Origin of the sequence: Martinezella calliandrae (genome assembly GCF_030272695.1) — a bacterium.
GTDB lineage: Bacteria > Pseudomonadota > Alphaproteobacteria > Rhizobiales > Rhizobiaceae > Rhizobium > Rhizobium calliandrae.
In genome coordinates this window covers 30,287-44,776 of record NZ_JARFYN010000055.1, presented here as the reverse complement: position 1 = coordinate 44,776, position 14,490 = coordinate 30,287, and the positions used below count along the sequence as shown (strand labels likewise).

The 14,490-nt window shown below is 57.9% G+C and carries 12 protein-coding genes and 1 pseudogene; 8 read left to right on the top strand and 5 right to left on the bottom strand.

Annotation, left to right across the window (positions count from 1 at the left end; translation table 11 throughout):
• Positions 1–417: 417 nt before the first annotated feature.
• Entirely contained in the window at positions 418–1,704 is a 1,287-nt protein-coding gene (locus PY650_RS29285; RefSeq protein ID WP_285883246.1) for an ATP-binding protein, read from the top strand.
• Between the two features lie 77 nt (positions 1,705–1,781).
• Here the strand turns inward: PY650_RS29285 and PY650_RS29280 are convergent.
• Positions 1,782–2,604, bottom strand: a pseudogene (locus PY650_RS29280) (IS630 family transposase); the annotation flags it as partial.
• Positions 2,605–2,712: 108 nt separating this feature from the next.
• Positions 2,713–3,999 carry a D-tagatose-bisphosphate aldolase, class II, non-catalytic subunit gene (locus PY650_RS29275; protein WP_285883245.1) on the bottom strand — a complete coding sequence of 429 codons (1,287 nt, stop codon included), beginning with the start codon at positions 3,997–3,999 and terminating at the stop codon, positions 2,713–2,715.
• Positions 4,000–4,143: 144 nt separating this feature from the next.
• Between PY650_RS29275 and PY650_RS29270 the strand changes: the two genes are divergently transcribed.
• From PY650_RS29270 to PY650_RS29240, 7 genes are all read left to right on the top strand, one after another.
• Positions 4,144–4,929, top strand: coding sequence for a DeoR/GlpR family DNA-binding transcription regulator (locus PY650_RS29270; RefSeq protein WP_285883244.1), 786 nt, complete (start codon positions 4,144–4,146; stop codon positions 4,927–4,929).
• Positions 4,930–5,047: 118 nt separating this feature from the next.
• Positions 5,048–5,893 (top strand): N-acetylglucosamine kinase, encoded by an 846-nt coding sequence (locus tag PY650_RS29265; protein WP_285883243.1) that lies wholly within the window; start codon positions 5,048–5,050, stop codon positions 5,891–5,893.
• Positions 5,894–5,906: 13 nt separating this feature from the next.
• Positions 5,907–7,178: an ABC transporter substrate-binding protein gene (locus PY650_RS29260; protein WP_285883242.1), complete on the top strand. Its 1,272-nt coding sequence runs from the start codon at positions 5,907–5,909 to the stop codon at positions 7,176–7,178.
• 18 nt (positions 7,179–7,196) lie between these two features.
• Positions 7,197–8,102: a carbohydrate ABC transporter permease gene (locus tag PY650_RS29255; RefSeq protein ID WP_285883241.1), complete on the top strand. Its 906-nt coding sequence runs from the start codon at positions 7,197–7,199 to the stop codon at positions 8,100–8,102.
• Positions 8,103–8,137: 35 nt separating this feature from the next.
• A complete protein-coding gene (locus tag PY650_RS29250) occupies positions 8,138–8,980 on the top strand; it encodes a carbohydrate ABC transporter permease (protein ID WP_432761597.1) in 843 nt (280 codons plus the stop codon).
• 30 nt (positions 8,981–9,010) lie between these two features.
• Positions 9,011–9,964, top strand: a complete 954-nt coding sequence (locus tag PY650_RS29245) for an SIS domain-containing protein (protein WP_285883239.1) — start codon at positions 9,011–9,013, stop codon at positions 9,962–9,964.
• 53 nt (positions 9,965–10,017) lie between these two features.
• Entirely contained in the window at positions 10,018–11,094 is a 1,077-nt protein-coding gene (locus tag PY650_RS29240; protein ID WP_285883238.1) for an ABC transporter ATP-binding protein, read from the top strand.
• Positions 11,095–12,234: 1,140 nt separating this feature from the next.
• On the opposite strand, the gene PY650_RS37210 is transcribed toward PY650_RS29240, so the two are convergent.
• The 3 genes from PY650_RS37210 to PY650_RS29225 form a co-directional block, all read right to left on the bottom strand.
• Positions 12,235–12,375, bottom strand: coding sequence for a hypothetical protein (locus tag PY650_RS37210; RefSeq protein ID WP_349644523.1), 141 nt, complete (start codon positions 12,373–12,375; stop codon positions 12,235–12,237).
• Positions 12,376–12,550: 175 nt separating this feature from the next.
• A complete protein-coding gene (locus PY650_RS29230) occupies positions 12,551–12,988 on the bottom strand; it encodes a plastocyanin/azurin family copper-binding protein (RefSeq protein ID WP_285883237.1) in 438 nt (145 codons plus the stop codon).
• Between the two features lie 277 nt (positions 12,989–13,265).
• The gene (locus PY650_RS29225) at positions 13,266–14,450 is read right to left on the bottom strand and encodes a M20 aminoacylase family protein (protein ID WP_285883236.1); all 1,185 of its coding nucleotides are present in this window, start codon (positions 14,448–14,450) and stop codon (positions 13,266–13,268) included.
• Between the last annotated feature and the right edge of the window lie 40 nt (positions 14,451–14,490).

The window sequence follows — 14,490 nt, the reverse complement described above, 5'->3', positions numbered from 1 at the left end:
CGGTCACGAACTTCAGGTGAAAATTTGTTGGTCGTCTTGCTCATATCGGCTCCACTTTCTCACGAGTTGGAGCCTCCGGCAAACCCGGCGCGGTTCAATGACGCCAACAACATCGCTCTGAAGAGGTACCCGAAAATCGCAGTTCAGCGTGAACTTGCAGGCTTTTAAATCGGGCGATGATGCCCGCGCCACGATGCTGGTGACACATAGCAGTCCTGGAACGGAAGTTTGCATTCTGTCGACTTATAAATTAACGTTTTATCATAGTACTATTTAACATTTCGCCAAACACCTAATTAACGTTTTGCCAAATTTAAATTGACATTCTGTTAAACCTGCGATTAACACTCCGTCCAAACAACAAAGAGGCTATCATTCTGATTAATATTGCATTTTTGTCCTGTTCAGGAAATTGCCATGGTCGACATATTATATGAGCGACACATAAAGTCGGAGTTGGATCTTGCACTTGAAAGCGCGCGGATTGTCAACCTGATCGGCCCACGGCAAATCGGCAAGACGACCCTTGTGCGTGGTATGCTGGGAAACGGCCATTTCGTGTCGTTCGACGATGAAAATGTTCTTGCTGCGATTGAAGCCGACCCGCAAGGCCAGATGCAAATCTTAATCATGTCCGCGAACGGCGAGCCTATCATCATTGATGAAGTCCAGCGCTCAAAGAAGATTGCACTCACAATAAAGCGCGTTGTCGACGCGGATCGCAGAATGGGCCAATTCCTCCTGACTGGCTCCTCGAATGTTTTCGTTTCCGCAGATGTGCTCAATTCTCTTGCAGGCAGAGTTCAGACGCTCAAGATGCTGCCCCTAAGCTCGGCGGAGATCGACGATGCCGGTCCATGCTTGATACTGGACTGGGCAAAGGAGAGTGGTGAACTGAATGCGTTGCCTCCCTGCAGGAGCATATCGAAGATCGAGGTCATCGACCGCATCATTCGCGGCGGATATCCCGAAATCCGGCATTTATCGGAACGCTCTCGTCAACGCAGATACAGAGAGTACATCGACACCATCGTAGACCGGGATGTCGCGGACGTCATGAAAATAAGACTCCCGGATTCGATGCGCCGGTTGATAAATCAACTTGCCGTCAGAACCGGAAACGAACCGAACATGACCGATCTCGGCGACAAGGTCGGCCTGACAAGGCAGGTCGTAGGAGAATATGTAGATATCCTGGAACGTCTGTCGCTTGTCATCAGATTACCGGCCTGGACGTCCGGCGAGGCGGGCCGTGATATCAAGCAAGCAAAGTGCCACCTGATCGATACGGGAATCACTGCTGCCTTGCGTGGATTGGCGGCAGGCGATTTCGCGCTCGGGAAAGATCAGACCCCTTTAGGTGCACTTTTCAAAACCTACGTATTTACTGAGTTGCTGAAATGTATCTCCTTGCAGCGCGATGAATGGCGTCTCTACCACTGGCGAGACCGGAGAGGACGGGAAGTCGATGTCGTGGCGGAAAGCGGTAACCTCGTCGTGGGATTCGAAATGAAAGCCTCCTCGACCGTCACCCGTGCCGACTTCGATAACTTCGATGTCTTCAAGAGCGGCCCTGCTGCCAAATGGGACTTCTTAGGCTTGGTGATCTACACCGGGGATCAAGTCCTAGCATTTGGAGACAGGCAATTTGCGATACCGGTGTCGATCTTCAGTTCGTTCCCGAAGGCAACGACGCAATCATGAGCGAACTTGAATACTTTACCGAGTGGGCGCCGTTCATCGATAACGAAAGCCCTGAGAGATGGACGTGCCAAAGCGTCTCATCCTTCTAGTGTCCCGTCACCGAGATTCTGACTCGCCGGTGTCGGATAAGACTTGGCCATTTTTTGCACGCTTGATCGATTGAGAACATCCATCGGATTTGGGCACCGCTATCGGTTCGACGACGCTCCCATGCCTGAACCTCACTTTCGAGCAGGTTGCGGTTGCGGCGGTCAAGACATTGTCGGCGCATAACGCCGATCTCGATTTCGGCCATATTGAGCCAACGCGCGTGGCGGGGCGTGTAGTGGAATTCAAGACGTCGCAAAATCCGACGTGCCTCGACGGCTGGGAACGTCTGATAAATAGCAGAGGCCGTGTGGGTCGATAGGTACACGGACCCGGTCGGCACCGGGATAATGAATATCGACGAGGTCGCACATGCAGACCGCAAAGTCCTCGTTACGACCTATTGGCATCGACCATAACGAAGAGCTTGGCCGTGCCATTGCGCTTGTATTCAGAATCGTAACGGTATCGCTTCCCCGGTTTCTGGACGATAGGCACGCGCATTTCGCCGATAAGCCGGATCGGACTTTCGTCGAAGCAGACAACAGGGCGCTTAGGATCGTGTGGCTCAGCGTAGAGGTCGAGAAGATCCTCCATCCTGGCGATATATTCGCCATCTATCTTGGCGATGCACCACATTTTCCTCTGCCACGGCTTCAGGTCGTTGTCGTCCAGTCTGCGGCGGATGGTTTCGCATGAGATACTTTCATGTTCGACCACTTCCAGCAGCGCGTTGGCCAGAAGCGTCAACGTGCACCGGGTGCAGCCCTCGGGCGGATCCGAGCAAGCCAGAGCGACCAGTTGCACCTCGTCCTAGCCTCACTGATCATGCGTCCTGGATGTCTGCCGGTTGCGCCGATTGATAACTACGAAGGTCACCCGTTCGCTCGCTCTGCTTGCCGGGCGGCCGTTCCGCTTCGGTTAACTGCGGCACGCTTCGAAATAATCCTCGAGAACGAGATCAATCGCTGCGATCACGATCGCCTGCGCCTTCGGCGCCACTGAGCCTGAGCGGATGCGAGGATAAATCCTGGCAAGATGCTGGCTGATCAAGGTCTCCGGAATGACGGCATCGCCAAGCAAATCTAAGAGCTCATCGACCGCCGCTGTCAGCTGGTCGTGTGGCCAGTAGTAGCGGATCCGATCACTGTAGGAAAAGTGGCGCTGAAGATGCTGGTCAGCGGCACTCCCTTCATAATATTTTTCCCAATCCTTCGGCTGCTTCAGCATCAGGTCTTCAGCGACAGTTTGCAACGCCTGCTTGCGTGCCTGCGGATAAAGGAACGTCGCGATCTGGTCGAGCCCATAGAGCGCTTCGCGCAAAGCAAAGGTAAGACCCGGCCCGACCTTGAGGATCGCGTAGCCATCGGCGACCAGGCGGCGCAAGGCTTGGCGCGACTGGTAATCCGTCGAGTGTGCTTCGAAGACGATCCCGGGTATCCGGCCACGGCTTGCGCTGAGCCCCTCCGCGTTTTCTGGGACATAATCGATGACATTGTGATTGCCGAACTCGACGCCCGGCTGAACGACAAGACCTATGACCCGGTTGAAGGCTTCGCCGGCGCTGGCCGCCTCGAAAGCGCCGGCATGGATTTCGACGGTGCGGATTGCAGCGTCCGGTTTTGTCACCTCGAGAATTGAGAGTTCTTCCATCGCACCGCCTGGGATCGGCACCTCGGTTCCGATCACGTAAACGGGCCGACAAGCGTCCGTGCCCCTGACGGCGTCTTCGGCGGCGGCGGCGAGCCGAGCGGCGCGGGTAGCAGTGAGCTGGTCTGACAGGGCAATCGGCTCGCCCTGACACCCCATGCTTGTATCCAGGTGCAGTTTGGTAAATCCAGCCGCGGCGTAGGCCCTGACCATCTGCTCGGCCTTTTCCATGGCTTCGTCAGCGTCAAGTGACCGCCAGGGGTTGGGACCAAGATGGTCGCCGCCGAGGATGATACGATCCGTCGGGAAGCCTGTGCGAGCGGCCATCTCCTCAACGAAGCGGCGAAAGTCGCATGGCCGCATACCGGTGTAGCCGCCATCCTGATTGACCTGATTGCATGTCGCCTCGATCAGCAGCGGTGCGTCCGTCTTCAATGCGCGCAGCATCGCCGCCTGGATGACGAGCGGGTGGGCGGAGCAGATCGAGGGAATGCCCCTGAAGCCGGCTTCGCGCGCATTCCAATGCGCGATGTCCTGGAGCGGGTTCTGTTGAGCCATTCATTGTCCTCCGAGCGGATCACAGTAGATAAGATCGATATAAATCACCCATATGCGATATTACGATCACATTCAATCACTTTTTAGATTGACATTGATCGTTATCGGAAAGAAGGTAGCGATCAACCGGGAAGGAGGGCGCTCATGAAGGATGATCGGCTGTCTGCGATCAGGCAGCATCTTTACAGTCACGGATTTAGCCATATCCAGGCGATTGCCGATGCTGTCGGGGCGTCTTTGCCGACGGTCAGGCGCGATCTTCTTGCGCTTGAGGCAGAAGGGGTGATCGTGCGTACCCACGGCGGCGCACGCATTGCCGACACGGCAGGAACCGAAGTCGCCTTCGAATTGCGCGAGCAGAAGAATTTAGCCGCCAAGCGCGCGATCGCGGACGCCGCGTTCGAGGAGTTGGTGCCGAAGAGCACCGTCTTTCTCGATGCCGGCACGACTGTGCTGCAACTTGCTCGGCGCCTTAGGCTCGATCCAATTCCGCTGTCAATCTTCACCAATTGCGTCACCGTCGCACAGGTGTTGATGGATGTCAGCGATCTCCGCATCACGCTGATCGGCGGTCAGCTGCGTCCTGAAAACGCGTCCATGGTGGGGCCAATCGCTGAAAGCGCGTTGGGAAGGCTCTGGTTCGATCAGCTTTTTCTCGGCGCCGGCGCAATTGCCGACGATGCATGCCTCTATAGCCTCGACGAACACGAAGCGCGGATCAACGAACTGATGCTGGCGCGATCGGCGAAGAAGGCATTGCTTGTCGACTCCTCCAAGTTCGGACACCGGCTGACCTATCGCGTCGCCCCGATCAATAGTGAGTTGAAGCTGTTTACCGATCACAAGCTGCCGGTCGAATGGCGAGCGCGCATGAACAATCTCGGGTCCACAGTCATCGAAGCGTCCTATCGCGAAAGCGAACGCCGATGAGCTACGTCCTTGGCCTGGATAGCGGTGGCACCAAGACGCTGATCGCGCTTGCGCAAGAGACGGGTGCGGTGCTCGCCGTCAGTTCCGGCGCCAGTCTCGACCCGACAGCAAGTGACGAATGGCCGGCTCGGCTGGCCCGTCAAGTGGGGAGGCGACGCAGGGGCGTGAGGCGCCGGTCGCAGCCGCCTTCGGCCTGTCCTTCCATGACGAGATTGAAGATTTCACGCGCCGACAGAAGCAAGCAGCGGCAGCGCTGCTTCCAACGACGAAGGTCATCGTCGAAAACGACGTGCGCATTGCGTTCGACGGCGCCTTCGCGACAGGGGGCGGCGTCCTGGTCCTTGCCGGCACCGGCTCCATGGCCTGGGCAAGCCGCAACGGGCTGGGCGACCGTCATTACCGGATCGGCGGCTATGGCGATGCTTTCGGAGACGAAGGCAGTGCCTGCTGGATCGGCCGCGAGAGCCTGTCGATCGCAAGCCAGGCACTGGACGGTCGGCTAACCAACGCCGGCGAGTTTGCACAGGGGATCCTGGATGGACTTTCGATCACCTCCGACCGCCTGATCGATTGGGTCTATTGCCTCAACAATCAGCGCGCGGCGATCGCCGGTGTCGCAAAAATCACAGCCGCGCTCGCCGCGTCCGGGTGCTTGACTGCACAAGGTCTGCTGGAGCGCGCTTGCGATCATCTTGCTGCTCATGTGCTTGCGGCGGAGCGCCTGGTCTCGACACCCGACGGCGGGCGACAGCCATGGAGCTACGCCGGTGGCGTTTTTGCCAATCCGGTCATTCTAGATGGCGTCAGACGTCGGGTCGGAAGTGACGCGTGCGAGCCGGTTTTGCCGCCCGTCGGCGGCGCGGTTTTGCGCGCGGCGCAGCTTGCCGGCTGGAGGACCGATGCGGCCTTCATCAGCCAGCTCAAGAGATCACTGCAACAGGTTCTTCAATCAACAATGCAATGAAAGGGGAATACAAATGAAGAGATATCTAACCGTACTGATGGCGAGTGCCGCGCTTTTGCAGTTCGCCGTTCCCGTGGGCGCGATGGCCGAAGACGCCAAGCCTCTTGCCGGCCAGCACCTTACGGTCCTTCTTCCGCCGTGGGGCACGCTCCCGAAGGAGATGACGGACGGCTTCACGGCCAAGACCGGCATCGTCCTCAACGCGCAGACGCTCGGCTGGGATGACATCCATACCAAGATCGTGACCTCGACTGTCGCCAACGCGGCACCGGGCGACGCGACGGAGGTCGACTGGTCCTGGGTCGGTCAGTTCGGCGCTTCCAAGTGGTACCAGCCGCTCGACGGAGCAGTCGACGCCAGCGCGGTGGCAGATGCGCCGACCGCGAAGATTTTTACCTATGACGGCAAATTGCTGGCGGTCCCTTACAGCAACGACTTTCGCGTCCTGATCTACAACAAGGCGCAGCTTTCCAAGGCCGGCATCAATACCGCGCCGACGACGCCGGATGAACTGCTGAAAGACGCCAAGGCCATCAAGGACGCCAAGATCGCCGATTATCCGATCGGTCTGCCGCTATCGGCGACCGAAGGCACGTCGACGGCATGGTATCTTCTTACTAAGGCATTCGGAGGCGATCTCTTCGACAAGGATTTCAAACCGCTTTTCGTGGATCCCAACTCGGCCGGCTACAAGGCGCTCAGCTTTGAGATCCAGGCAGTGAAAGACGGCCTGATCGATCCGTCGATGACGGGCCTCAAGGACGTCGAAGTTCAGGAGCTCTTCAAGAGCGGAAAAATCAGCTTCGACGTTGCCGGATGGGCTGGCAACCTGTCGGTCTATGCGGACCCGTCGAAGTCGCAGATCTCCAATGACGTCGCCGCAGCGCTGATGCCGTCGACGACGGGCTCCACGCGCACGATCGGTCTGCCCGAAGCGATCGGCATCCCGGCAGCCGCCGGAAACGCCAAGGCTGCCGCCGCCTTCATCAACTTCATGTTGGAGCCCGAAACGGAAATTGCCGGCTACAAGGCGCTCGGCAACATGCCGCCGCGTCTCAGTGTCCTGAAGGCGCTGAACGAGCAGGGCGCGCTCAAGGACGGCGACGTCCTGCTCAAGCAGGCTGCAACCGTCGAGCCTGTCTTTGCGCAGGGCACGCCTGGCTGGTATCCGGAATTCTCCTCCGCTGTCGCGGCCGCCATCAATCAGGCTGCCAAGGGCCAGTTGACCGTCGACCAGGCAATCCAGCAGATCGCCGCGGCAGCCCAGTCGGCGTCCCAGGACTGAGCCGGCGGAGCTAAGGTTATGATCGCGTCGTCGTCACAACAAGGATCTCGCCGCCGTCGCGGCGAGGTCGAACTGGGGCTGGCCTTCGTCATTCCCGTGATCGTCATCATGGGAGGTTTGGTGGTCGTGCCGCTGTTGTCGACGATGATCGACAGCGTCTATCGGATCAACCCGATGCATCCGGGCACCCCTTTTGTCGGTCTTGGCAATTATGTCGACCTGTTTCGGGATCCGGCGGTGCGTCAGTCCTGGATCAACACATTCTACTACGTGGTAATGGCCGTTATTCTGGAAACGCTTGGAGGGCTTGGCACTGCACTTTTGCTGAACAGGATCAGCTATGGGCGCCGATGGCTTCTGGCTGCAGTCGTTTTGCCATGGTGTCTACCGCCCGTCGTCAATGCCGTCGTCTGGCTATGGATCTACAATCCGAGCTATGGCCTGCTGAACGGCATCTTGCAATCGGTTGGACTGATCTCCGCTCCGGTGGTGTTCTTCAACAATCGATACGTGGCGCTCTTCCTCGTGACGATCGTCCATGTCTGGCGCATGATGCCGCTGACGGCGGTGATCCTGCTTGCCGCCCTCCAGAGCATCCCGGAGGACCTCTACCAGGCCGCCAAGCTCGACGGCGCCGGCGCCTTCAAATGTTTTCGGCTCATCACGATGCCGCTGATCGCCAGCGGCCTCGCAATCGCGCTCAGCCAGTCGACCGTTTTCGCCTTCAACCTATTCGACGAAGCGTGGATATTGAGTGGCGCAAGCCTCGATACGCGTACCGTGATCATCCAGACCTACATGTTCGCGTTCCAGAACATGAAGTTCTCGCTGGGCATGGCGTTGTCGCTGCTTGCCATGCTCGCCTCGCTCCTGATCTCGCTTGTCTATGTCCTGAAAGTCTACCGCGAAACGAGGTTCGACTGATGCTGTCCCGCAACACGAAGCGCATTGGCGGAAAAATCGGTCTGACGCTCGCTGTCGTCCTTCTTCTCATCTGGTCGCTGGGTCCGATCTACTGGTCCATCGTCACCAGCTTGACGCCGCCGACCGATCTCGTTTCGGCCAAGCCGCAAGTCTGGCCTGCCCACCTGACCTTCGAGCATTATGCAAAGCTTGTGGGCAGCTCCAGCGTTTCGCAGGGCAATGAGGTGCAATCCGTCTGGCCGCAATTTTCGCAAGCCCTGATCAACAGCGTGATTACATCGGTGGGAGCGACGATCCTCACGGTCGTGATTGCGGCCTTCAGCGCATATGCATTTGTGCGCCTTCGATTTCCGGGCCGCGATGCGATCTTCGTCGTGGTCGTTGCCACTCTCGCGATCCCTGCCTACACGGTGATGATCCCGCTCTATCGGATCATGATCGCGATCAAGCTGGTCGACACCTATCTCGGTGTCACCCTGATCTATGTTTCCGCCTTTCTGCCCTTGGCATTGTGGCTGATGCGCAGCGTGTATCAGGCCATGCCTTTATCGCTCGAGGAGGCGGCCTGGCTCGACGGTGCCGGCAAGGTCTACACGCTCGTTCGTATCGTCATGCCGCTCGCCGCTCCCGGCCTGATCGCCGCGGCCATCATTACCTTCCTCAATGCATGGGGCCAGTTCCTGGTGCCTCTGGTGTTTTCGCCGACGCTGGCAACCAAGCCGCTGACGGTGCTGATCCCAGAATTCGTGAGCCGCAATTACGTAGACTACGGCCTCATCAACGCGGCAGGCATCGTCGCGATCATACCACCGGTCCTCGTGGTCCTGTTTCTCAACCGCTTTCTGGTCAGCGGCCTCATGGCGGGCGCGACCAAGTAATCCTCCACTCACACAGCAAGGAATACCGCAATGAATGTAACCGAACGCGTCATCAAGGAACAATTCCCTTTGTGGCAAGGGGCGCTCGAAGCCGGCATACCGGCGATTGACGCGCAGCGTGTTGTCGTCGTCGGTTGTGGCACATCCTATTATCTCGCCCAGACGATCGCCTCGGCCTTCAATGTCAACGGTCGCAATGCCCTTGCCGTACCGGGTGGCGAGTGGGCGCGCCGCCCATCAAGCTATATCGCCGACCGCAAGGGCATTATTGTCGTTGCCCTGTCGCGCAGCGGCGAATCCACGGAAACGGTTCAGGCTGTCGAGGCTAGCCGGGCTGCCGGGCTCACGACGATCGCGATCACCTGTGAGAAGGATAGTTCTATCGCCCGCGCCGCTAACGAGACCGTCTATCTGCCAACGCATCCGCAGGAGGGTGTCGTGATGACATGCTCAGCCAGTCTGATGCTGATTGCCGGTCTGCGACTGGCAGGCGTCGCGCTGGACAACGCCATCGCCAAGGCGGCTGAGACCCCTCTATCGGTCCTCGACGATGTCGACGCCTCAGTCATCGCCGGCCGCCGACACTTTGTCTATCTCGGTGCGGGCGCTCTATACGGCATTGCCTCAGAGGGTGCTTTGAAGTTGCAGGAGATGAGCATCAGCTATGCGCAGACCTTTCATCCGATGGAATATCGGCACGGTCCGATCAGCTTGGTCGACGAAGGCTCGCTGGTGGTTCTGCTCTATAGCGAAGATTGGCTCGAAGAAGAGGCGAAGCTTGCCCGCGAAATCCAGGTCAAGGGCGGCAAGGTGATCGGCCTCGGCGGCCCCGGCGACATTTCGATACCGCTGGTTGGCAAGCAGTTGGCGCGTATCCCGGAAATCCTGCCGTCCCTGCAGATTTTCGGGGAGAGGATTGCTCAATCCAAGAAGATCGATACGACGACACCCCGCCACCTGACCAAGGTGGTCGTGCTGTCCTAGCACCTCAGGACCGCCAACGGCGGTCCTCCCTTTTCGCAAAACTGGAATATGCAATGGCAAACCTGGCGATATCCGGCCTGAAGAAGAAATACGGCAACGTCGAAGTCATTCACGGCCTCGACTTGAGGATCGAAGACGGTGAATTTGTTTCGCTGATCGGCGAGTCCGGTTGCGGTAAGTCAACCCTCTTGCGGATGATAGCTGGTCTGGAGGACATTACGGACGGTACCATCGCGCTCAACGGCTCGGTCATCAATGACGTCGAGCCGAAAGACCGCGACATGGCCATGGTCTTTCAGAACTACGCGCTTTACCCTCATCTGTCCGTGGCCGAGAACATGGGCTTTAGCTTGCGTCTGCGCAAAGTCGACAAGGCTGAGATACGCAAAGCGGTGAGTGACGTCGCCGAGATGCTAAACCTCACGCCTTATCTCGACCGCCTGCCGAAGGCGCTCTCGGGCGGCCAGCGTCAGCGCGTCGCCATGGGCCGGGCCATTGTGCGCCGGCCGAAGGTCTTCCTGTTCGACGAGCCGCTGTCGAACCTTGATGCCAAGCTGCGTGTGCAGATGCGCGTCGAGATCCGGGCATTGCAGCGCAGGCTTGCCACGACCTCAATTTACGTGACGCATGATCAGATGGAAGCCATGACGATGTCGGACCGCATAGTCATCCTCAACAAGGGCCGGATCGAACAGGTCGGTTCTCCGCTTGACCTATACGATCGACCCGCCAATCTCTTCGTGGCGACCTTCATCGGTTCCCCGTCGATGAACTTGCTGGATGGGACAATAGAACGGGAAGGTGGACGGTCCGTTGCCCGAATTGGCGCATCGCAGGTTCGCGTTTCCGAGGCGATCAATGTTACAGAAGGCCAGCCGGTTGTGGTCGGCATTCGCCCGGAGCATTGGCAGCTTGCCGAGGCAGGGAGCGACACCGGTCTTCCCTTTGACGTCGACGCGATCGAGCCAACAGGCGCCGAGACGCATGTCTATGGAAAAGTGAACGATCGACCGGTTGCCGTGGCATTGCGTGAGCGCTTGCAGGCAGGCGGCACAGAGCGATTGACCTTGACTGCAAGTCCGGACAAGGTCCATATTTTCCGAAAGTCGGATGGTGCCAGGCTGAGCTAGTGTTTTAAAAGGGAGGGTATCGGGTGTCGCGCCTAAGGCAGGCCCTCCGTTCGCATCGCCGATCAGATCAGGGAGCGCCACGTCGCCGACAATAGAGCGGTTCAGCCTTTCACAGAACAGCCTTGCCGCTATTCTCTTTGCTTTTACGCATTTCCGGACGCAAAACCGCTTCGCGCTTTTCCTAGAATTACTCAAATGATGAGAAAATACGGCCGAGCGCCTTCGAGAGCATGGCTTTAGGGCGGCCGCGCAGCCCAGCCTTCGCCATGACGCGCGTTCGCAGAAATATTTACTACCCAGTCCGCTTAAATTGAAATGCCCGCCGGTCGCCTCTAATGTTGTTACTAGATATTGTCGATATGGGTACTAGACAATTCAAATTCGGCGGACGTACTCTGATGGAGTCGCGTGGGCAAGGGCGGAGGACACTATCGTGGCGTCGACAAAGGCAACTGCCTCGATGCGGATGGCCTTTGCGTTGAATAGGGGGTGACGGATGCCATACGATTCAAAAATCTCTCGATCGCGTTGGCCATTGCCGTTTCGTCAGCAATCATGGGAGACCTGGATAGGTCTTGCCACCGTAGTAGCGTTGATTTGGATCATATGCGCAAATCTGCCTGACACATGGGCAATCGAACCGAGTGCCTCTCTAGCTTCTTCGAACAACAACGCAAATTGATGGGTTGGTATTGAGGAAGCAGCGGTTACCTTGAATAGCCGCTAGCCTTGGGAGACCCCTAGGGAGAGACGGTCGATGCGTTTGAATCTGGAGAAGCTAGACGCTGCTTGGCCGAGGCTGCGCCCGGCTGGACAAGCCATGCTCCAACGGCTGCGAGAGCGGCGCAAGCAAAGATCATCAGAACGGCCTTTCGCACATACCGCCGCCGCTCAACTTTCGAATTCTCATCATAGTCCATCATAATCTCCTTCGTCAGAACCCGCCTGACGAATGAAAGGCCATTTGAGTGGGAGCCTCGGCCTTTCTGCAAGTATCGTTCATTCATTTCGCGTCACTATATCAACTACACATGAACGCAATCCGAACGAACAGCTAGGTAAGGCGGCTGTCGACGACGCGAGCCATGCCATCCTCTGACGGGAAGGAGATCGACAAATCCTCGACTGCAAAGCAACGGTTCAGCCATGGCGCGCATCTAGAATATCGCGCAATCCGTCCGAGAGGACGTTGAAGCCAAAGGACGCAATCAGGATGGCAAAACCCGGCGCGGCAGGCGCCCACCATTGATCGGAGATCACCTGCGTGCCTTCTGAGACCATAGAATCTCATTCGGCGGTTGGTGGTCGAACGCCGAGACTGAGGAAACCGAGCCCGGCGGCCGCCAGGATGATGGCTGAAAGGTCGAGAGCCAGCCGGATGACGGCAGACGGCAGAAGCAGCGGCAGGACATGACCCCAGAGCGGCGAATTCCGCTTTGAGATTGTCGCATTGAGCCTAAGGTTCGACCGTCAACGCAATGTACATTCCCGCATTAAAGTGCCCCTGTTCGTTACAGAACAGCACGTATTTGCCGGGACTGAGGGTCAAGGTGGTATTGCGCGACTTGCCCGGATGCACATCACCGAGTTCTTTAAGACCCTTGAACTTGTCTTCATCGACACGAGCACCGCTTGCGTCAGTCGGAAAATCCGCTGGGGCAAGGTCTGTCTTGACGAGCAGAAGTTCGTGATCTTCGTCGGTCGACACATTCTTTACTTGGAACTGAACTTTGCCCGGTTTGACGTGATCGGTGCTTAATGTGACGCCCTGCGAACCATCTGGTTTGTTCCACAGCTCCGCCTTAACGACGGTCAGGCCGCTGGCGTAGACCGGAATCGCTAGGTTAAGGAAGAACGTAATAACAATGGGCGCAATTTGAGATGATCTGATCATAATATACCCCCATTCGAGCTCTGCGCACTAAGCGCCAAAACAATAAAAAGTATATCCGACCTATGAGGACGCGAATTGATTTGCGTCAAGATTCTGATCTGCAACATCATCTCGCGGTGATTGGCTTGCAAGCGTCAACAAGTCGATGCTGCCTATGACATATGCGGAATTTCAGAATTCGCGGAGGAACACCTTTCAGTCACTCAGCTTCCTTGCCTCCTCCTTGGAGGGACAAAGAAACTGTTGCTGCAAGCGCCATCAAGGCGCGCGAAACGTGCTAATCTGCGTCGAGATAGCGCTCGGTTAATCGCGCCCACATGGCGGCGCCGACAGTGAGGCTTTCGTCGGCGAAGTCATATTTGGCGCTGTGCAGGATCGCGGAATCGATGCCGTTGCCGAGCCGCAGGAAACTGCCGGGCCTGTGCTCCAGGTAATGGGAAAAGTCCTCGCTGCCAGGGATCAGGCCGCAGGTGGTGACCTTGTCAGCGCCGACGAGTTCTTCGGCAACCATGCGCGCGAATTCCGTTTCTTTCTCCGAGTTGACGACGACCGGATGGCCATGGGCATAGTCGATTTCGACGCTTGCGCCATAGCCTTCGGCCACCGAGACGGCCAGCTTGCGGATGCGAGCCTCGAGCTGCTCGCGCACCCTCGCATCGAAGGATCGGACGCTCAGCAGCATCCTCGCGCTTTCGGGAATGACGTTGGCCGCCTCACCGGAATGGATGGAGCCGACGGTCACGACCGCCGTCTGGGTCGGATCGATGCTGCGGGAGACGACGGATTGCAGCATGACAACAAGATTGCAGGCGACGACGACGGGATCGATGGTCAGATGCGGGCGCGACGCGTGGCCCCCTTTGCCGGTGATCGTGATCTCTACCGTATCGGCTGCCGCCATCAGTGGGCCGGAGCGCAATAGCCACGTGCCTTCCGGCGCGCCGGGATGATTGTGCAGGCCGAAAATGACATCAAAGGGGAAACGCTCGAACAGGCCGTCCTTGACCATCGCCTGCGCGCCGCTCATCGCGCCTGCCTCCTCGGCAGGCTGGAAAATGAGATTGACAGTCCCATTGAAGCGGCGCGTGCGTGCCAGATACTCGGCCGCACCCAACAACATGGTGGTATGCCCGTCATGACCGCAGGCATGCATCTTGCCGGGAACTCTGCTCGCGTAGGGGCGGCCGGTCTGTTCGCTTATCGGCAGGGCGTCCATGTCGGCGCGGATCGCGATGCTCTTCTTGCCGGCTCCAACCGTCAGACGGGCGACAACGCCATGGCCGCCGACATTGCGCGTCACATCATAGCCCCAGGCCTCCAGCTTCTCGGCCACGAATAGCGCAGTTTCCGCCTCTTCAAAAGAAAGCTCGGGATTGGCATGGAGATGCTGGCGGATGCTTGACAGTTCGGCCCTCATCGGTTCGAAGTCCGATAGGTGGGCGAAATCGTTATCGAGGGTCATGGCAATTCCAAAGGTTCTATAGAGTGTACGGGGCCGCAGA

What these genes read in the sequence shown, in the direction of transcription:
- PY650_RS29285 (WP_285883246.1), top strand. Translation starts at nt 418, where the DNA reads ATGGTCGACATATTATATGAGCGACACATAAAGTCGGAGTTGGATCTT.
- PY650_RS29275 (WP_285883245.1), bottom strand. Translation starts at nt 3,999, where the DNA reads ATGGCTCAACAGAACCCGCTCCAGGACATCGCGCATTGGAATGCGCGC.
- PY650_RS29270 (WP_285883244.1), top strand. Translation starts at nt 4,144, where the DNA reads ATGAAGGATGATCGGCTGTCTGCGATCAGGCAGCATCTTTACAGTCAC.
- PY650_RS29265 (WP_285883243.1), top strand. Translation starts at nt 5,048, where the DNA reads ATGGCCGGCTCGGCTGGCCCGTCAAGTGGGGAGGCGACGCAGGGGCGT.
- PY650_RS29260 (WP_285883242.1), top strand. Translation starts at nt 5,907, where the DNA reads ATGAAGAGATATCTAACCGTACTGATGGCGAGTGCCGCGCTTTTGCAG.
- PY650_RS29255 (WP_285883241.1), top strand. Translation starts at nt 7,197, where the DNA reads ATGATCGCGTCGTCGTCACAACAAGGATCTCGCCGCCGTCGCGGCGAG.
- PY650_RS29245 (WP_285883239.1), top strand. Translation starts at nt 9,011, where the DNA reads ATGAATGTAACCGAACGCGTCATCAAGGAACAATTCCCTTTGTGGCAA.
- PY650_RS29240 (WP_285883238.1), top strand. Translation starts at nt 10,018, where the DNA reads ATGGCAAACCTGGCGATATCCGGCCTGAAGAAGAAATACGGCAACGTC.
- PY650_RS37210 (WP_349644523.1), bottom strand. Translation starts at nt 12,375, where the DNA reads ATGGTCTCAGAAGGCACGCAGGTGATCTCCGATCAATGGTGGGCGCCT.
- PY650_RS29230 (WP_285883237.1), bottom strand. Translation starts at nt 12,988, where the DNA reads ATGATCAGATCATCTCAAATTGCGCCCATTGTTATTACGTTCTTCCTT.
- PY650_RS29225 (WP_285883236.1), bottom strand. Translation starts at nt 14,450, where the DNA reads ATGACCCTCGATAACGATTTCGCCCACCTATCGGACTTCGAACCGATG.